Here is a 17,872-nt window from a genome sequence, read left to right as displayed (position 1 = left end):
TTGGATAGTCCTTGACTTATTTAAAGCATTTTTATACAATAATGTTAATTAAATAAACACTGCCACCGGGTAGTCATGCAACAGCATTTTATGAACATCGTTAGGTCTTAGAAGATGTTCATAGGGTGCTGATTTTTCTATAAAAGGAGTTGGAATATGTCACAATTTATTATTGATTCATCTTTTTGGAATTTGTTTCCAGATGCAAAAATCGGAGTTCTCTTATTGAAAGACTATAAGGCTCCATCGCAATCGCCAGAAGAACTTGTGAATTTGCTCGAGGAGAGTAACAGCATTGCCCAGAAATTTCTTACGGAAGATACCTTTAGTGAAAATGAGGTGATCCAGACCTACCGTCAAGCCTATCAAAAGTTCAAAACTAAAAAAGGCGCGCGTTCTAGTATCGAAGCGCTTTTGAAGCGTTCTGCTAGTGACCGTCCAGTTTCAACTATCTCTCCGCTAGTGGACATCTATAATGCGGCAAGCTTGCGTTTCGGTCTTCCATGTGGTGCTGAAGATTTAGATACATTTGTAGGTAATCTTCAACTAACGGTCACTGAGGGTGGGGATGAATTCTATCTCATTGGTGATGAAAACAATAATCCAACTTTACCAGGTGAAGTTTGCTATAAGGATGATAAAGGCGCCGTTTGTCGCTGTTTCAATTGGCGCGATGGTGAGCGAACCATGATTACGGATGAGACAAAGAATGCTTTCTTGGTCATGGAGTTGGTCAATTCTGATAGAGTAGAAGATTTGGAAAATGCCCTAGATTTTATCAGTCAACACGCAGAAAAATTCTTGGGAGTAGTACCAGAAAAATATCTACTAGATTGCGATAGGCCTGCAATAGCCTTGTAGGATTTGTCAGTGGGATTGTGTTCGGATAAATAGTGCTCTTTCTAGACAAAATATTCTTTTTCTGCTACAATACTAAGCATGGAAGAAGGTTGTTTTAAAAGCCTGTCTAGCGAGCTTGGGAGAGTGAAAGCCAAGCCAGTCTTGAAATAATTGGCGCTTTCCCAGTCGTGACCATGTCCGACTCAATCAGAATCATACAAATGAAGTAATAAATTAGGGTGGAACCGCGTTCTCAACGCCCCTATGTCTGTTGACAGGGGAAGGGAATGTGGTTCTTTTTGTCTGCCGACCGAGTATTTCTTGTTTTTCATCTCAAGGTGGAAGACAGCTACTATAAAGAAAGGAGACCAATGTTCACCTTAGAAAACATCAATCGAGGTCATGTACAGTTTACTGGGCCTGATTTTCCCAAACTGATTGCCTATTTTAAGGACTTGAGTATGGTAGAAAATACGGTGGATATTCAGTCTGGGCAGGTTACCTATCGCTCACAGACAGGGCAGACTCTGGAAAAACAGGGCTATCAAGCGACGGTACCTGTTTCGGACCAAGCCAATCTGGACCAGTTTGTGACTATCTTACGCAATCACCAGGCTGGACAAACAGATTTTCTCACCTTCTGTCAAGAAACAGCAGAAGCAGGTATTTACAAGTGGGTCACTGACCTAGAAGCTATGACCTGCTCCTATGTGGACAAGGTAGAGCAGCCTGTCTTTGTGGAAGCTGTACCGAGTGTGAAGAACTAGCAATTTTACAATATAAATAGAAAGAAGGAAGAATATGTCAAAGAAGTTGACTTTTCAAGAAATCATTTTAACCTTACAACAATTTTGGAATGAGCAGGGGTGCTTGCTCATGCAGGCTTATGATACGGAAAAAGGTGCGGGGACTATGAGCCCTTACACCTTCTTGCGTGCTATCGGTCCTGAGCCATGGAATGCGGCTTATGTGGAGCCATCTCGTCGTCCAGCTGACGGTCGTTACGGAGAAAATCCAAACCGCTTGTATCAGCACCACCAATTCCAAGTGGTGATGAAACCGTCGCCTTCTAACATCCAAGAACTTTACTTGGAATCTTTGGAGCGTTTGGGCATCAATCCTTTGGAGCATGATATTCGCTTCGTTGAGGACAACTGGGAAAACCCATCAACAGGATCAGCTGGTCTGGGCTGGGAAGTTTGGTTGGACGGTATGGAAATCACGCAGTTTACCTATTTCCAACAGGTTGGCGGCTTGGCGACTGGCCCCGTTACAGCCGAAGTAACCTATGGTTTGGAGCGTTTGGCTTCCTATATTCAAGAGGTTGACTCCGTTTACGATATTGAGTGGGCTGACGGTGTTAAATACGGCGAAATCTTTATTCAGCCGGAGTACGAGCATTCAAAATACTCCTTTGAAGTATCAGACCAGGATATGCTCCTTGAAAACTTTACCAAGTTTGAGAAAGAAGCAGAGCGGGCTTTGGAAGAGGGGTTGGTTCACCCAGCCTTTGACTATGTTCTCAAATGTTCTCATACCTTTAACTTGTTGGATGCCCGCGGTGCCGTGTCTGTAACCGAGCGTGCAGGCTACATCGCCCGTATCCGCAACCTTGCCCGTGTCGTTGCCAAAACCTTTGTGGCAGAGCGGAAGAAACTTGGCTTCCCACTTTTAGACGAAGCAACACGAGCAGAATTGTTGAAGGAGGACGCAGAATAATGACAAAGAATTTACTTGTTGAACTTGGCTTGGAAGAAATTCCTGCCTACATCGTAACCCCAGCCATGCACCAGTTGCGTGATCGCATGGCAACCTTTTTGACAGACAATCGCTTGGCTTTTGACAGCATTGATGTCTTTTCAACGCCACGCCGTTTGGCTGTTCGTGTCCGTGGTTTGGCAGACCAGCAGACTGATCTTACAGAAGATTTCAAGGGTCCTGCTAAGAAGATTGCCTTGGATGCAGACGGGAACTTCACTAAAGCTGCAGAAGGCTTTGTCCGTGGCAAAGGCTTGACGACAGCGGACATCGAATTCCGCGAAATCAAGGGCGAAGAGTATGTCTATGTGACCAAGCATGAAGCGGGTCAGCCAGCTAAGACCGTTCTGGCGGCCATTCCAGAGGTCTTGAAGGCTATGAGCTTCCCTGTCAGCATGAACTGGGCGTCCAATAAATTCGCCTACATCCGTCCTGTCCACACCTTGACCGTTCTCTTGGACGACGAGGCATTGGATATGGATTTCTTGGACATTTCATCCGCTCGCATCAGCCGAGGTCATCGTTTCCTTGGAAATGAAACAGAGATTGCAAGTGCAGATTCATACGAGGCAGACTTGCGTGCACAGTTTGTCATTACAGACCCCGCAGAGCGTCAAAATATGATTGTTGAGCAAATCAAGGCTATCGAGGACAAACACAATGTGACAGTTGAGATTGATGAAGACCTGCTCAATGAAGTTCTCAACCTGGTCGAGTACCCAACTGCCTTCATGGGTTCTTTTGACACCAAATACTTGGAAGTACCAGAGGAGGTTCTGGTTACTTCTATGAAAAATCACCAACGTTACTTCGTGGTGCGGGATAAGTCTGGTAAACTCTTGCCAAACTTCATCTCCGTTCGTAACGGGAATGACCAGTACCTTGACAATGTCATCAAAGGAAATGAAAAAGTCTTGGTGGCTCGTTTGGAAGATGGTGAATTCTTCTGGCGTGAAGACCAAAAACTCAAGATTGCTGACTTGGTGGAACGCCTAAAAGTCGTGACCTTCCATGAGAAAATCGGCTCGCTTTACGAGCACATGGCACGCACAAAAGTCATCGCAGAAAAACTGGCTGACTTGGCAGGCTTGTCTGCGGATGAAAAAGCAGATGTGGCACGTGCGGCGGACATCTATAAGTTTGACCTCTTGACAGGAATGGTCGGCGAGTTTGATGAATTGCAAGGGATTATGGGTGAGAAGTATGCCCTTCTTGCAGGGGAAAAACCTGCGGTGGCAGCAGCAATCCGTGAGCACTACTTGCCAAACTCAGCAGAAGGCGAATTGCCTGAAAGCAAGGTCGGTGCGGTCTTGGCACTGGCTGATAAATTTGATACCCTCCTATCCTTCTTCTCAGTTGGCTTGATTCCGTCTGGTTCAAACGACCCTTACGCTCTTCGTCGTGCGACACAGGGTATCGTGCGGATATTGGAAGCCTTTGGCTGGGAAATTCCATTGGATCAGTTGATTGCGGAGTTGTACAGCTTGAACTTTGCCAGCTTGACTTATGACAACCAGCCAGCTGTGATGGACTTTATCCGTGCCCGTGTAGAGAAGATGATGGATAAGGCCATTCCGAAAGACATCCGTGAGGCTGTGCTTGCTAGCTCAACCTTTGTGGTCAGACTACAACTGGCAGCCAGCTCTGCTATTTTCCAAAAATCAAAAGAGGCTGACTACAAGGAAGCCGTGGAAAACTTGTCACGGGTCTTCAACTTGGCTGAAAAGGCGGAGGCGACTGCGATTGACGAGGCCCTCTTCGAGAACGACCAGGAAAAAGCCCTTGCTGCAGCAGTGGCTGGCTTGGAGTTGACAGAAGATATGGCGGGCAACTTGGACAAGCTCTTTGCTCTCAGCCCAGTCATCGCGGCCTTCTTCGACAACACTATGGTCATGGTAGAAGACGCGGCAGTCAAAGCCAACCGCTTGGCTCTCTTGAAAGCCTTGGCGGATAAGGCAAGTGCTGTGGCGATCTTCAATCTCTTGAATAGCAAGTAGGAGGCAAATATGGAACAAGCAAAAATTGATCGTATCAATGAATTGGCTAAAAAGAAAAAAGCGGAAGGCTTGACAGAAGAGGAGTTGCAGGAACAGGCAGCTCTTCGTGAGGAGTACATCGAGGGCTACCGCCGTAGCGTGCGTGCCCACATCGAAGGTATCAAGGTCGTCGATGAAGATGGCAATGATGTGACACCTGAGAAACTCCGCCAAGTCCAACGTGAAAAAGGCTTGCACGGACGTAGTTTGGATGATCCAAATTCCTAAGAATAAATGATAATAAACAAGGAAAGACTAGGTTTTCTAGTCTTTTTTTTTGTGCTTTTGAGAACATATATTTACTTGTTCATTCGATTCATAAATGATAAAATGTATATAGATAAATAGGCTCAGGAGGGCTTTGTCATGAAAAAACTACTCTATTTTCTCTTGTTTCTTACTGCCTTTTATGTACTTTTCTGGAATTGTTGAGGCAACAGGAGTTGGTCTGGGCCTAAGCTATTCCCTACATCAAGAAGTCAAAAAGTATCCTGAAAAACAATTGTCAGAGTATTTACCGTGGGGATCTAAGAGGGACAAGATTATGGTAGTAACCATTCTACTTTTCTCCATTTTGGTCAGTTTCATTTCATACTCAACAAAAATCAAAAGCAAACCAGTCAAGTGTTTTTAAACCATTGTCTACTAACAATTGGTTTTAAAATAGACCAATCTAACTCTCGTATTACTTCTTGAAGCTTGTTTATCACATCGTCTAGTGTTTTAAAAGCTTTATTCTTAAACCCTCTCTTTCGAATCTCAGCCCAAACTTGTTCAATTGGATTCATTTCAGGAGTATAGGGAGGAATAAACTCAAAACCAATATTATGTGGTTTCTCTAAGGTACTTGATTTATGCCAAACGGCATTGTCCATCACTAATAAAATATAATCGTCAGGATAAGCTTCAGATAGTTGTTTGAGAAAAACATTCATCCAATCTGTATTACAGCCCCCAGCGATAATGAAGAAGGACTCTCCTGTATGGGCATCAACAGCACCATAGCAATAGCGATACTCACGAATATAGTGACTATGTACATGCGGTCTCACCCCTTTTGGTGCCCAGGCCTTCCCAATTTTACTGATCCGACCGAAACCCGCCTCATCTTGATACATTAGCCTGACTTTATGATAGCGACGACTATTCTTGAAGCGCTTTCCTGTTTTCGTGAATGAAGATTTTATTTTTAGACGCTAGAATCGTTTCGGCGTCTGCTTTTTTAGGGTGTTCTGGTCTTGGCGTCACTTTGCGCCAACCATGGCGTTTAAGAATGGCATAGAATCCTTCCTTGGTCGTAGGGTGTCCAACCCGTTTCTGATAAGCTTCATAGAGAGAGTTTATCGTCACAAATTCGCCATTTAGTGAGGCTGTTAACTGTTCTTTTAGAAACGCTTCCTCTTCTTGAAGGGTTAAATATTGACGGTTCCGTCCACCTCGCGTTTCTCTTACTAGAGCTGAAATCCCCTCAAGTTCGTACTTGCGCTGTAAGGACCAGATTGTATACTTTGAATAGCCGATGAGGTTAGTGATTTCCTTATAGCTAAGACCTTCTGCTCTGAACAAGATAACTTGAAGTCGTCTATGAAATGGAGAATAGGTTTTATCTTTCAAATAAGTTTTTAATTCTTTCGTTTGTTCGATAGTAAGTTTCATAAATCTATTATAGGTTAGTTTTTGTTTTTTGAATAGTATCAGATGTGAATTGGCATAGAGGCCTGGCAATCCTCTTAGGTATCAGCTATGTACTCCTTTGGCAAGCTGTGCTTATCCAATTCCTACGAAAATATTATTTTAAAAACGCATGAGAGCTTCATGCGTTTTCTTTATATACTTTGTCCAGCTTTTAATTTTTTCATAAAGATGATGGAACTTGGAATCAGGACGATGATACTACCAATCCAGGCGGCGGGGTTAGCGGCGGCGGTTCCATAGAAGCCGAAATACTGCATGCCCAGAACGGCTACGATAGCACGGAAAATCAATTCTCCAAAGCCTGCTAGTGTTGGGATAAAGCCCTTGCCAAGTCCCTGAATAAAGCTACGAAGAATAAAGAGGGAAGCAACAATCCAGTAACAAGAGCCGTTAATGATGTAGTAAACAAGAGCCAAGTCCAGCACTGTTTGACTGGCATTTGGCAGAAAGAGACCAGAGAAGAAGCGATTGCCCAAGATGAGAATGACCGCAAATACAATGGCCCAAGCAATGCTGAGGAGTAATGAGTGGCGCACTCCTTCTCGAATACGGTCATAGAGCTTGGCACCGTAGTTCTGAGCAGTAAAGGTTGCGATAGCCAATCCCAGATTGACCATGGGCAGCATAGCCAACTGGTCAGTACGAAGGGCAATGGCCTGGGCGGCGATGGCGTCTGTTCCTAGTTGGTTGACCATAAACTGCAAGGTCATGGCTCCGATGGCGATAATACTGGCTTGAAATCCCATTGGAAAAGCAAGCTGGGCATGTTTCTTGAGATTACCTCTATCCAATTTTAAATCAGCTAGTCCGATATGATAGTGAGGTACCTTGTGGATAATGTAAAAAATAAGAAAGAGGACCGAACAGGCTTGGGCAAGGATAGTTGCAAAGCCAGCTCCGAAAACGCCCCAGTTCATAACTAAGATAAAGAAAAAATCCAGACCGATATTGATTAAACAAGCGATAACTAGAGCCAGTAGAGGTGTTTTAGAGTTTCCGAGACTGCGTAGGGCTGAAGACAGGAAATTATAAAAAATAGTAAAGGTCAATCCTCCAAACATGGCCGTTAGAAAGGCATGGGAGTGGTCGATGATACTCACAGGTGTTTGCATTAAGACCAAGATAGGTTTCAAAAAAGCTAAGGCTGAGACTGTTAGTAAAAGGCTGATGAGGGAAGCGTAGAAGAGTCCGTGGACAAAAGATTTTTTAAGCCCCTCTAAGTCGCCAGCTCCAAAGCGTTGGGCAGAAATAATGGTTAATCCATTGGTAACACCTTGGGCAAAACCGATGATTAAAAAAATCAGGCTAGCTGTCGAACCGACACTTGCAAAGGCATCCTTTCCCAAAGTATGCCCTACAATCATGGAATCAGCAAAATTATAGGCCAGTTGAAAAAAAGATCCAATCAACAAGGGAATAGCGAATTGTAAGATGACCGCAATCGGCTTTCCTTTGGTTAAATCATTCATAATCTCTCCTTTTGACAGATGATAAGCCCACTAGATAAATGATAGTCTAGTAGGCTTTCTAGGGATAAAATATTTCTCCTGAAAACGGAGTATAGGGCGTAAATTTGTTATTTATACTCTTCGAAAATCAAAATCAGACGTTGTTGACTTGATTTGATGAGTGAAAGGCTCCAGTGGAGCCTTTCAGCCTGTTACCTTGAAACAAAATAGTAACAGGGTTCTATCTGCGTAAGTAGTAACGAACTACGTTCGCCCTATCTCCAATCTCCAAAGGTTCCCCAAACCTTTGGAGCTAGTCTGTTTTTGATTTTCATTGAGTATTAATTTGTCAGCTCTTCAAAATGATCGACAGTATTATGGTCTGTTACTGCTAAGATGAGTTCGTCAGATTTGAAGACATAGTCAGGAGTCAGTTGGATGTTTAATTCCTGATTTTTGCCACTTCGGTAACCGATAATATTGAGTTTATAGTGTTGGCGGAGTTTTAATTCGCCGAGTGTTTTGCCAATCCATTTTACTGGCGGGTGAAACTCAACAATGGAAACATTACCGTCAAGCTCAAAAAGGCTGGTTGTGTCGCGGTGGAGTAATTGTTTTGCTAGGGAAATACCTGTTTCGCGTTCAGGAGAAATGACCTTGTCAGCACCAACACGGAGAAGGACTTCTTTCGCAGTTGTTCCTTTGACTTTGGCAATGACCATAGGAACGCCTAGGACCTTGCTATGCATAACAGCAAGGACACTGGATTCCAAGTTTTCGCCAGTAGCTACAACAACAGCATCGCAGTTACCGATTCCTGCTGCACGTAGGAGCGAGCGATCGGTAATGTCTCCGACAATACCGCGCGTGAGAATAGGTTCTAGATGATTGATACGTTGCTCATGATTATCAATAGCAATGATATTGCAATCGTAATTGTGTAATGTTTTTGCAATGGTAGTACCAAAAACTCCCAGGCCGAGAATTCCGATAGTATAGTTTGGCATGATTTCTCCTTTTAAACAAGCATAGATGATTTTGCGTATTGAAGACTTTCGGTTTTAGATAATTTTCGAACAGAAAGGCTTGCGAGAATAGAAAGTGGACCGATACGGCCGAAGAACATGAGCGCCATAATGACTGCTTGACCGGCCATGGTTAGGCTTGGGGTCAGATTTGCTGTAACACCCACAGTGGCTAGTGCTGACATGACCTCGAACATTAAAAATAGAAGTGGTTGTCGGTCATCTGTTAAGGCAAGTGCGAAGAGTCCTATGATAAACATAAGCAGGAAGACTGAGAATGTCGCAAAAGCTTTGCGGATGCTGAGGTTATCAATGGTTCGTCCCATAAAGTTGGTATGAGGGAGGCCGAGAATTTCACTACGAGCATAGAGTACTAAGGTTAGGAAGGCGGTTATTTTAATACCGCCGGCTGTTCCACCTGGGGCCCCGCCAAGCATCATCTGAAAGATATAGAGCAAGAGGGTGATTGGTTCAGCCTTCGTGTAGTCGATACTGGCAAAACCAGCGGTTCGCATGGTGACCGTCTGGAAAAAGCTGGCTAATAATTTATGACCAAATGATAGTTGCCCGATAGTAGAAGGGTTATTCCATTCGGTGAGTAAGGTTGTTAGAGTTCCGAGGGTTAGTATAGTAGCTGTTAGACCTAGAACAATCTTTGTATGGAACCCTAGTTTTCGTAGGCTACGTTTTTGCCCGATTTGTGTCTGAAGGTCAAACCAAACCGAGAATCCAAGACCTCCCATAATAATGAGACTGGCTAATGTTATGTTGATTAGAGGATTATCCACATAGCGCATGATGCTAGTTGCGCCAAAATTATCAAAACCTGCATTACAAAAGGCTGATATAGCTACGAAAATCGAGGTAAATAAACCTCTCGCCCATCCAAATTCAGGTACAAAATGAAAGGACAGTAAGAGGGCTCCAAAGGCTTCGACCGCCAAGGTAAAACCAAAAGCTGATTTGAGGAAGTTACGAAAATATTTTGTGTCAGATCGGTTTAGAGCCTCTTGTAAGGTCGCCATATTGATGAAATTCATTTTACGACCACCGCGTAAAGCGAAGAGACCGATGAATCCTATCAAGCTCAAACCACCAATTTGGATTAGCATCATACAGATAATCTGTCCAAAAGTAGAATAGGTTTCAGCAACGGCTTTGGTAAATAGCCCTGTCACACAAACCATGGAGACAGATGTGAAGAGATGATCCCAATAACTTGCTGTAGAGGTGCTGATTTGTGAGATGGGAAGACTTAGTAAAATTGATCCAGTCAGAATCACGAATAAGAAACTGATAATGATTCGCTGACTGGGAGAAAGTTTGATCCTAAATGGTGACATAATTCTACCTTTTCTCAAAAAAATAAAAGATGAAGATATTGTAGCACAAAAGAAAGAAAATGTACGACTAAAACACGCAAAGAACCTGAATTTTTCTCTTCTTGAAAGCTTCATTATTTTTTATTACCATGGATTTTATAAGTGGTGTTTATATGAGGTGGCTCATTTTATTTGTGACACCAGGATTATGGGGAAATTATTATGGGTAATGAAAAAGTAGTGCGGACCATAAAAAGAATCTCCTTAGTTAACCTAGGGAGATTTATTTCCATTCTGCTAAGACTTGTTGATGATAGTGACGTAAAGGTCCGACCTTTTGGAGGAGGTAGGTAGCAGCCAGTCCGACCAATAAGCCTGATAAAATTCCTGTAAAAGCGAGGATTGGCAGGTAGTTCAGTACATAGAAAGAACGGGCGATGGTAGCAAAAACAAGAAGCTGACCAAGATTGTGCAACATCCCACCCAGAATAGAAATTCCAATAGGACTGACACGGTTTGGACCGAGCTGCTTGGCAGAGAGCATTCCTACATAACTCAGTGTTGTTCCAGCAAAGCCATAGAGGAATGTGGAAAAGGTGCCTCCCAGAAAGGTTGAGATGAGCAAGCGTAGTGCGACAACCTTTAGACTATCTTTGGTAGGGAGGGTAAAAATAGCAATTAAGCTAATCAAATTTCCCAGTCCTAACTTGGCACCTGGAGCAAAAGCAAATGGGGGGGTGATGAGTCGTTCAATCAAAGAAATGACAACTGCCTGAGCTGCCAGCATCGTAATAAAGTTAAGTGTTTGACGTTTAGAATTCATGGGTGTAGAGAAAAAACTCTTTCTAGTCGATTATCTATTTTACTATCATACTTGTTTTTGTTCACTATGGCAAGTTTTGTTTGTGTATATTACTAATTAATGAAATTCGCTTGTCAACTATCTTGGAATACGATATAATGGAAACATGTAATTTGTTTTGATTTTCACAAGGAGGAAACATTGTGACGAAAAATATTGTGATTGTCGGTGCTGGTTATGCGGGGATTGCAGCAGCTCGATTGCTAGGAAAAACTTTTAAGAAGGATCAAGATGTAACGGTTACCTTGATTGATAAGAACTCTTTCCATACCTATATGACAGAGTTGCATGAAGTTGCGGCTGGGCGTGTAGAAGCCAATGCAATCAAGTATGACCTTCAACGTATCTTCAAAAAATATCCAAAGGTTCAATTGGTAACAGACAAGGTTGTTGAGATTGACTACGATAAGAAACAAGTAGTTGCGGAACACCAAACTCTGGATTTTGATTACCTGCTCCTTGCAATGGGTGGTGAGGCTAATGACTTTGGTGTGAAAGGTGTTAAAGAACACGGTTTTACACTTTGGTCTATCGAAGCAGCTGAGCGTTTGCATGACCACATGATTGACGCTTGCTATCGTGCCATGCGTGAGCATGATGAAGCCAAACGTCGCGCTCTTTTAACCTTTACCGTTATCGGTGCTGGCTTCACAGGTATCGAGATGATCGGTGAGTTGATTGACTGGGTACCAATTTTGGCGCGTGAGTTCAAGTTGGATCCAAAAGAATTCTCACTTAAGGTTGTTGAGGCAACGCCAAATATCTTGGCTATGGTTACTGAAAAAGAGCAAGTCAAGGCTCGCAAATACCTTGAGAAAAAAGGTGTTGAATTGGTTCTTGGCGATGGTGTAGCAAGTGTACAAGAAGATAGCTTGACACTTTCATCAGGTCGTCAAATTCCTACCTATACCTCTATTTGGACAGCTGGTGTTCAAGCCAATACAGACGCAAGTGAATTTGGTATTGAAAAAGCACGTGCAGGTCGTTTGGTAGCTAATGAGTTCATGGAAGCGAAAGGAAAGGAAAATGTCTATGTAGCTGGCGACTTGGTTTACTTTGAAGAATCAGAAGGAAAACCAACTCCACAGATTGTACAAGCAGCTGAACAGACAGGTCATACTGCGGCAAGTAATATTATTGCAGCAATCAAGGGTGGCGAAAAACATAGCTACAAAGGTAAATATGATGGGTTTATGGTATCTATTGGAGCACGCTACGGTGTAGCCTTCTTGATGGACAAATACCACATGTCAGGCTTTATGGCAATGGCTGTCAAACACATGGTAAACCTACTCTACTTCTTTACCATCCGTAGTTTCTTCTACATGGGTTCTTATGTTCGTCATGAATTCTTTGACATTCAGAATAAGCGAAACATTTTTGGCGGTCATACTTCAGGCAAAGGAAATCTTCTCTGGTCTGTGCCAATGCGTGTCCTTTATGGTTCAGTATGGCTCTACGAAGGTATCAAGAAAGCTTTTGGTCTATTTGGAACAACATCATGGTTTGGGGATCAAGTTGTCTTCCCATTCCCTTGGTTAGCTGATCCAGTATCTGGTGCATCTGCTGCTGAGGCGGTTTCAAGTGCCTCACAAGCGGCAACTGCTGCGGCAGAAGCAGCTGAACCAATTTTTGGTTTGAGCTATGCCTATGGTGAAGCACCGATGGCTGTTTTGGATAAAATGCCTGATTGGTTTGCTACTATCATGGAATTTATGATGCCAAACCAAGAAGTAGCACTCTTTATGCAAAAATTTATGACAGTAGCAGAAATCGGTATCGGTCTAGCATTGATTGCTGGTGCCTTTGTATGGATTGTGTCTGCTGCAACCGTTGCTTTGGTAGTTATGTTCAGCCTGTCAGGCATGTTCTACTGGGTAAATATTTGGTTCATCCCAGCAGCTATTTCTCTTATGAATGGTGCGGGTAGAGCCTTCGGTCTAGACTACTGGATTATGCCGTGGTTGGGTCGTTTCCTAGACAAGAAGATTTATGGAAAGCCCAAGCATATTTACCGTATCAAGGATAAAAAATAAAGGAAATATAGAAAGTTAGTGGTACATCAAATTTGGAATGCATATCCTGAGATTGAGAGGGGACTTGAAGAGGTAAAATCCATCATCTTATCTGAGATGATGGTCCTGCATCCAGCAGTTACATCGAAGATTGTTGAATATGTAGCGGCGCCAGGGAAATACCTGCGTGCCGGCCTCTGTCTGCTCTTTGCACAAATGACGGAAGGAAAGATTAGCCGTTCAAAGCTATATTTTGCTGCCCATTTAGAAGTTCTGCATCTGGCGACTCTTATTCATGACGATGTGATTGATGGCGCAGATAAACGGAGGGGAGTCACGGCGGCTCATCAACAATTTTCGAATCGAATCGCTATCTACACGGGTGATTATCTTTTGGCCTATTCAAGTCGACTATTTGGAAAAGGGCTTCGTTTGCTAGAAGTATCACGTGATGATTTGGATTTGGGCAATGATAAGCTGATGGAAACAATTCTTCGAGGGGAATTATCTCAGCTACTCAATCAATTTGATGCCAATATGACTATGAAAGCCTATCTCAAGCAAATTCAGGGTAAAACAGCTTTTCTATTTGGACTTGCCTGTCAGTTGGGGAGCTTTGTACCAGGCCAATCTAGGAAAGACAGTAGCATGGCTTTTCGGTCTGGGCAAGCACTTGGCATGGCCTTTCAGCTACGAGATGACTTAATTGACTATCAGCTGGATGTAGCAGAATCAGGAAAACCTAGATTGCAAGATATTCAAAACGGTATCTATACTGCACCGCTACTATTTGCTATGCGAGAAGACAAGTCTATCCAGCAACAATTGCGGGCTTATATTCAATCCCCTACGGCAGAAGGGTTGGAAATCCTTACAGATAGGATTTTTGCAACGCATGCTATTGCCAAAACAGAGAAACTGATTGTTAGCTATTTGGAAAAAATGATGAATTTTGTAGATAGAATACCACAGTTATCGACTGCATCTATGCAAAATTTGGTGGCAATAGTTTTTAGTCATTATTTTTAAAAAATGACTAGACTTTTTCTCTAATTAGGTATATCATTATACATATAAACTATTTAATAAAAAAAAGGAGTATTGTTATGAAAACAACTAAAGTTGTGTTGAAAAGTTTGGTAGTTCTTGGTGCTGTATTTGCACTTGCTGCTTGCGGTTCTAAACAAGAATCTACTTCAACTTCATCTTCAACTACAGAAACAGTAGTATTGAAAGATGGTACTTACAAAGCTGAGTCAGACAAAGACGATTATGGCTACAAAATTGTTCACACATTGACTGTTAAAGACGGAAAAATCAGTGAGTCAAAATTTGACTACGAAGCTGAAGATGGAAGTCTTAAATCAGCAAATGAAGAGTACAACAAAAACATGAAAGATAAAGCTGGAGTTTCTGCTGGTGAAGCAATCGAACAACTTAATGCAGCTTTAGTGAAAGAACAAGACCTTTCAGCTGTTGAAGTTGTCTCAGGTGCAACACAGACTTCAGAAGACTTCAAGAAGAGTACAGAAGCCCTTCTTGCAGCAGCTGCTGAAGGAAAAACAGAAACTGTAAAACTTGACTAATCAAGTCTATACAGAAAAGACACAGTCGCACTTGTTTGGCTACTGTGTCTTCTTATTTTTGGGGGAAGGTAAAATCAGTGAAAAAAATTGCAAGTCTATTGTTCGTGGGTCTACTGATGGTTTTGCTTGTTGCCTGTGGTGCTAAACAAAACGAAAGTTTATCTGTTGTGAAAACTCCGTTGACTCGTAGTGAAAGCTTACTTCACACAGTAGTGCAATTGAGCATTTATCATGAAAATCAGGAAGAAGCGATGGATGAAGCTGTTTCCTATATTAAGGAGATGGAAAGTCTGTTGTCCACAAACTTGGAAGGGGCAGATGTCTACCGTATCAATCAGGCAGCAGGAAAAGAAGCTGTCAAGGTTGATGAACGTACCTTTGAAGTGATTGAAACAGCTATTGACATGAGTAAAGAAAGTCAGGGGCTATTTGACATTTCCATTGGAGCTGTGAGCAATCTGTGGAAAATTGGAGATGAGGATGCACGTAAGCCGAGTGATGAAGAAATCAAAGCTGCTCTGCCATTTATCAATTATAAAGACATTACTTTAGATAAGGAGAAGAAGACTGTCTTTATCAAAGAAGGAATGACGCTAGAATTAGGAGCCATTTCCAAAGGTTACATTGCAGATAAGGTTAGAGAATTGTTTGCCAGCAAAGGGATTACGACTGCTATCATCAATCTAGGTGGGAATGTAGTGGTTATGGGGGATTCGCCAACGACACAAAATGGTTGGAATGTGGGAGTTCAAGACCCAGACCAAGTGCGTGGAGCAACGGTTGGTTCTGTGCCAGGGACACATGATTCGGTTGTTACCTCAGGGATTTATGAGCGCTACTTAGAGGTGGACGGTGTCAAATATCACCATATTCTTGATCCCAAAACTGGATATCCTGTGGAAAACGATATTTCAGGTGTGACAGTCTTTTCCAAAACATCTATCCAAGGAGATGCCTTATCCACAACTCTCTTCTTACTAGGTGTGGAAAAAGGTCTTGACTTTATCAATCAGATTGACGGTGTAGAAGCTGTTTTCATCGATAAGGAGCAGGGTGTTCATCTGAGTGATGGCTTGAAAGAAAGCTTTGAATTAACGAATGAGGAGTATCATCTTGTCAATGAATAAATCAACTAAAGGGCTCAGTCTGCCGGTATTTCTAGAATTTGTTGAACTAAAAACTAAAGTTGCCAGTGTATTTCCCATGACCCTGGGGATTTTATGGAGTCTGTATCGCTATCAAGCATTCAATTGGCTCAATACTCTCCTCTTCATTATTGCCGTTCTCAGCTTTGACATGTGCACAACTGCCATTAACAATAGCATGGATTACCACAAGGCCAAGGATGAAATCTATCGTCAAGAAAGCAATGTGATTGGAAAATTCTCTCTAGATTTCCGTCAGATGATTGGAATCGTCCTTGCCCTACTTGTTTTTTCTCTATTGGTTTCATTAGTACTAGTTTGGCGGACCAGTTGGCTCCTCCTACCGATGGGAGCTCTCTGTTTCCTCATTGGTATCTTCTATACCTTTGGACCTATTCCGCTTTCGAGAATGCCACTGGGTGAAGTTTTCTCTGGAGTAACCATGGGATTTGGCATCTTCTTTCTTGCTGTATTTATTCAGCAACCAGATTTGCTACTGACCAGCCAAGTGAGCGGCCAGTGGATGACCTTGCAATTCTCTTGGACAAAAATAATAGAAATTATTTTCATGTCTATTCCTTTGGTAACCTTGATTGCCAATATCATGTTGGCCAACAATACCTGTGATTTAGAAGAAGATATTCGCAACCATCGTTATACTCTGGTTTACTATATTGGCAAGAAAAATGCTCTTAAATTGTATTTTGTCTTGGCAAGTTTACCATGGTTGCTGTGGATAATCTACTGTCTGATAGGATTCTTACCAATTTGGGCACTGATCGGTTTAATCGGAGTTCGGCCTGCTTATAAGAGTCTAGAAACATTTTTGAAAAAGCAAGTCAAACGGGAAACCTTTATAGAAGCAGTGAAGAGTTTTGTACTCTTTGCACTGCTATATGTGGTGATAATTGCTTTAGCACTTATTTTCTAAAAAGGAAAGACACAGTCGTTCATCAGGCTGTGTCTTCTTTCTTATAGTGGCAAAATAAGTTCTTCTTCGTCAGTAACCTCTCCACCGACGGATTTGATTTCAATCAAGAGATTATGGGGCAGGCAGACGGAGAGCTGACCCGGCTGGCTAATCCAGCTGGTCATAACGGCAATTTGGTCAGGGCTATTGTCTTCCTTGACACGAATGCGTTCGCCATCAACTTCAATGATATTGTATTGCCCTTCATTGGGATAGTAGGTCTTTTCTTGATGGGGTGTGTCCTTTGATAATTCAAATTGGTCGACCACCTCACCATTGATGCGGACATAGGCAATTGTTTTTGCCTCATTTGTATCTGTTGTCAGATGTATATAGGTAAAAATTGCTGGAAGAAAGGATAAAACAAGGGTGAATCCGATTAAGATATAATCAAATAGTTTGAGTTGTTTGAGAATGGATTTGAATGTCATATACAATCTATTTTATAGAAAAAATCCTACTTTGTAAAATGTTGGATACAGATTACTTTTTCAATTGTCTAAAGAAGAGTAGGATGGCTAACATTCCCCAAAATCCAGCATGAAGTGGCTGAATTTTCCCAGCGAAAAATACAATGGAGAAAGTTAGGGCAAAACCTGCAAAGAGAAACCAGAGCAGTGGTTTATGATAAAGATAGATAGCTTTTTGGAAAGCATTTGCTTCTGGGCTGCTAGTCTGCCAGTCACTATTCAAGATTGGAAGCATAGTGAACAGTAAGATAAAGATTGGTGGATTGTCCCCAGTCAGGTAGCTATGTATATACAGGCTACAAATTGCTGTATAGGAGAGGACAATCAAAGTGAGTATAAGTTTCGGTTTGTTAACGTTCATCTGTTTTCTCCTTTTTGAAATACAATCGATAAAGAATAGCCAGAGCAAATCCAGCAGGAAGGATGAGGATATGTGGTTTGACATGTCCTAGCCAAATGCCCACGGAATAGGTCAAGGTCATGGCAAACAGGGCAAAGATGGCTTGAATGATAAAGTAGCGTTTTTCTTCTGCTGTTTGATAGGATTTGATGATTTGAATGGCTGGAAAAGTAAGTAAGAATGAACCACTAATCGGCTCATTGACCATGTAAGAGTAGATGAAGAAGGCAGAAAATAATCCATAAAATAGAACAAAAAATCGACAGGTTTGTTTGGGTGTAAAAGGTTTATTCATGATGG

General features: G+C 42.2%; 18 protein-coding genes and 2 pseudogenes. 11 read left to right on the top strand and 9 right to left on the bottom strand.

The window, feature by feature from the left end:
• Positions 1-156 precede the first annotated feature (156 nt).
• The 6 genes and pseudogenes from CWM22_10725 (at position 157) to CWM22_10700 (ending at position 5,223) form a co-directional block, all read left to right on the top strand.
• Positions 157-861, top strand: coding sequence for a hypothetical protein (locus CWM22_10725; protein AUC92335.1), 705 nt, complete (start codon positions 157-159; stop codon positions 859-861).
• Between the two features lie 266 nt (positions 862-1,127).
• Positions 1,128-1,607, top strand: a complete 480-nt coding sequence (locus CWM22_10720; GenBank protein AUC92334.1) for a DUF1398 domain-containing protein — start codon at positions 1,128-1,130, stop codon at positions 1,605-1,607.
• Between the two features lie 34 nt (positions 1,608-1,641).
• Positions 1,642-2,559 carry a glycine--tRNA ligase subunit alpha gene (glyQ, locus tag CWM22_10715; GenBank protein ID AUC92333.1) on the top strand — a complete coding sequence of 306 codons (918 nt, stop codon included), beginning with the start codon at positions 1,642-1,644 and terminating at the stop codon, positions 2,557-2,559.
• Complete coding sequence (locus CWM22_10710; GenBank protein AUC92332.1) at positions 2,559-4,595, top strand: glycine--tRNA ligase subunit beta; 2,037 nt, start codon at positions 2,559-2,561, stop codon at positions 4,593-4,595. Before glyQ ends, CWM22_10710 begins: the two co-directional genes overlap by 1 nt.
• Before the next feature lie 9 nt (positions 4,596-4,604).
• On the top strand, positions 4,605-4,862 hold the full coding sequence (locus tag CWM22_10705; GenBank protein ID AUC92331.1) for a hypothetical protein: 258 nt from the start codon (positions 4,605-4,607) through the stop codon (positions 4,860-4,862).
• Positions 4,863-5,000: 138 nt separating this feature from the next.
• Positions 5,001-5,223 (top strand): annotated as a pseudogene (locus tag CWM22_10700) (hypothetical protein).
• 31 nt (positions 5,224-5,254) lie between these two features.
• Here CWM22_10700 and CWM22_10695 read toward each other — a convergent pair.
• From CWM22_10695 to CWM22_10670, 6 genes and pseudogenes are all read right to left on the bottom strand, one after another.
• Positions 5,255-6,290 (bottom strand): IS630 family transposase gene (locus CWM22_10695; GenBank protein AUC92330.1). Its coding sequence is split into 2 segments (ribosomal slippage): positions 5,255-5,795 and positions 5,794-6,290, totalling 1,038 coding nucleotides; the frame shifts between segments, so codons are not numbered across the junction.
• A gap of 170 nt (positions 6,291-6,460) precedes the next feature.
• The gene (locus tag CWM22_10690) at positions 6,461-7,798 is read right to left on the bottom strand and encodes an MATE family efflux transporter (protein AUC92329.1); all 1,338 of its coding nucleotides are present in this window, start codon (positions 7,796-7,798) and stop codon (positions 6,461-6,463) included.
• Positions 7,799-8,118: 320 nt separating this feature from the next.
• Positions 8,119-8,784, bottom strand: coding sequence for a TrkA family potassium uptake protein (locus tag CWM22_10685; GenBank protein AUC92328.1), 666 nt, complete (start codon positions 8,782-8,784; stop codon positions 8,119-8,121).
• A gap of 11 nt (positions 8,785-8,795) precedes the next feature.
• Positions 8,796-10,145, bottom strand: coding sequence for a potassium transporter Trk (locus CWM22_10680; protein ID AUC92327.1), 1,350 nt, complete (start codon positions 10,143-10,145; stop codon positions 8,796-8,798).
• 14 nt (positions 10,146-10,159) lie between these two features.
• Positions 10,160-10,275: pseudogene (locus CWM22_10675) on the bottom strand (hypothetical protein).
• A gap of 132 nt (positions 10,276-10,407) precedes the next feature.
• Positions 10,408-10,947 carry a heptaprenyl diphosphate synthase gene (locus CWM22_10670; GenBank protein ID AUC92326.1) on the bottom strand — a complete coding sequence of 180 codons (540 nt, stop codon included), beginning with the start codon at positions 10,945-10,947 and terminating at the stop codon, positions 10,408-10,410.
• Positions 10,948-11,129: 182 nt separating this feature from the next.
• Here CWM22_10670 and CWM22_10665 point away from each other — a divergent pair, with 182 nt between their 5' ends.
• From CWM22_10665 to CWM22_10645, 5 genes are all read left to right on the top strand, one after another.
• Positions 11,130-13,022 carry an NAD(P)/FAD-dependent oxidoreductase gene (locus tag CWM22_10665; GenBank protein ID AUC92325.1) on the top strand — a complete coding sequence of 631 codons (1,893 nt, stop codon included), beginning with the start codon at positions 11,130-11,132 and terminating at the stop codon, positions 13,020-13,022.
• 18 nt (positions 13,023-13,040) lie between these two features.
• A complete protein-coding gene (locus CWM22_10660; protein AUC92324.1) occupies positions 13,041-14,030 on the top strand; it encodes a polyprenyl synthetase in 990 nt (329 codons plus the stop codon).
• A 77-nt stretch (positions 14,031-14,107) separates the two neighbouring features.
• Positions 14,108-14,587 carry an FMN-binding domain-containing protein gene (locus CWM22_10655; protein ID AUC92323.1) on the top strand — a complete coding sequence of 160 codons (480 nt, stop codon included), beginning with the start codon at positions 14,108-14,110 and terminating at the stop codon, positions 14,585-14,587.
• A gap of 77 nt (positions 14,588-14,664) precedes the next feature.
• A complete protein-coding gene (locus CWM22_10650; GenBank protein AUC92322.1) occupies positions 14,665-15,714 on the top strand; it encodes an FAD:protein FMN transferase in 1,050 nt (349 codons plus the stop codon).
• 19 nt (positions 15,715-15,733) lie between these two features.
• On the top strand, positions 15,734-16,663 hold the full coding sequence (locus CWM22_10645; GenBank protein ID AUC92890.1) for a 1,4-dihydroxy-2-naphthoate polyprenyltransferase: 930 nt from the start codon (positions 15,734-15,736) through the stop codon (positions 16,661-16,663).
• Between the two features lie 41 nt (positions 16,664-16,704).
• Here CWM22_10645 and CWM22_10640 read toward each other — a convergent pair whose 3' ends face one another.
• Genes CWM22_10640 through CWM22_10630 form a run of 3 tightly spaced genes read right to left on the bottom strand, consistent with a single transcriptional unit; the run spans position 16,705 to position 17,867 of the window.
• Positions 16,705-17,133 (bottom strand): NusG domain II-containing protein, encoded by a 429-nt coding sequence (locus CWM22_10640; GenBank protein AUC92321.1) that lies wholly within the window; start codon positions 17,131-17,133, stop codon positions 16,705-16,707.
• 52 nt (positions 17,134-17,185) lie between these two features.
• The gene (locus tag CWM22_10635; protein ID AUC92320.1) at positions 17,186-17,533 is read right to left on the bottom strand and encodes a hypothetical protein; all 348 of its coding nucleotides are present in this window, start codon (positions 17,531-17,533) and stop codon (positions 17,186-17,188) included.
• The gene (locus CWM22_10630) at positions 17,523-17,867 is read right to left on the bottom strand and encodes an MFS transporter (protein AUC92319.1); all 345 of its coding nucleotides are present in this window, start codon (positions 17,865-17,867) and stop codon (positions 17,523-17,525) included. Before CWM22_10630 ends, CWM22_10635 begins: the two co-directional genes overlap by 11 nt.
• Between the last annotated feature and the right edge of the window lie 5 nt (positions 17,868-17,872).

It is taken from the genome of Streptococcus suis (genome assembly GCA_002831545.1).
Classification (GTDB): domain Bacteria; phylum Bacillota; class Bacilli; order Lactobacillales; family Streptococcaceae; genus Streptococcus; species Streptococcus suis_P.
The sequence above is the reverse complement of the archived record's forward strand: the minus strand, read 5'-3'. Positions and strand labels throughout refer to the sequence as shown.

What these genes read in the sequence shown, in the direction of transcription:
- CWM22_10725 (AUC92335.1), top strand. Translation starts at nt 157, where the DNA reads ATGTCACAATTTATTATTGATTCATCTTTTTGGAATTTGTTTCCAGAT.
- CWM22_10720 (AUC92334.1), top strand. Translation starts at nt 1,128, where the DNA reads ATGTGGTTCTTTTTGTCTGCCGACCGAGTATTTCTTGTTTTTCATCTC.
- glyQ (AUC92333.1), top strand. Translation starts at nt 1,642, where the DNA reads ATGTCAAAGAAGTTGACTTTTCAAGAAATCATTTTAACCTTACAACAA.
- CWM22_10710 (AUC92332.1), top strand. Translation starts at nt 2,559, where the DNA reads ATGACAAAGAATTTACTTGTTGAACTTGGCTTGGAAGAAATTCCTGCC.
- CWM22_10705 (AUC92331.1), top strand. Translation starts at nt 4,605, where the DNA reads ATGGAACAAGCAAAAATTGATCGTATCAATGAATTGGCTAAAAAGAAA.
- CWM22_10690 (AUC92329.1), bottom strand. Translation starts at nt 7,798, where the DNA reads ATGAATGATTTAACCAAAGGAAAGCCGATTGCGGTCATCTTACAATTC.
- CWM22_10685 (AUC92328.1), bottom strand. Translation starts at nt 8,784, where the DNA reads ATGCCAAACTATACTATCGGAATTCTCGGCCTGGGAGTTTTTGGTACT.
- CWM22_10680 (AUC92327.1), bottom strand. Translation starts at nt 10,145, where the DNA reads ATGTCACCATTTAGGATCAAACTTTCTCCCAGTCAGCGAATCATTATC.
- CWM22_10670 (AUC92326.1), bottom strand. Translation starts at nt 10,947, where the DNA reads ATGAATTCTAAACGTCAAACACTTAACTTTATTACGATGCTGGCAGCT.
- CWM22_10655 (AUC92323.1), top strand. Translation starts at nt 14,108, where the DNA reads ATGAAAACAACTAAAGTTGTGTTGAAAAGTTTGGTAGTTCTTGGTGCT.
- CWM22_10640 (AUC92321.1), bottom strand. Translation starts at nt 17,133, where the DNA reads ATGACATTCAAATCCATTCTCAAACAACTCAAACTATTTGATTATATC.
- CWM22_10635 (AUC92320.1), bottom strand. Translation starts at nt 17,533, where the DNA reads ATGAACGTTAACAAACCGAAACTTATACTCACTTTGATTGTCCTCTCC.
- CWM22_10630 (AUC92319.1), bottom strand. Translation starts at nt 17,867, where the DNA reads ATGAATAAACCTTTTACACCCAAACAAACCTGTCGATTTTTTGTTCTA.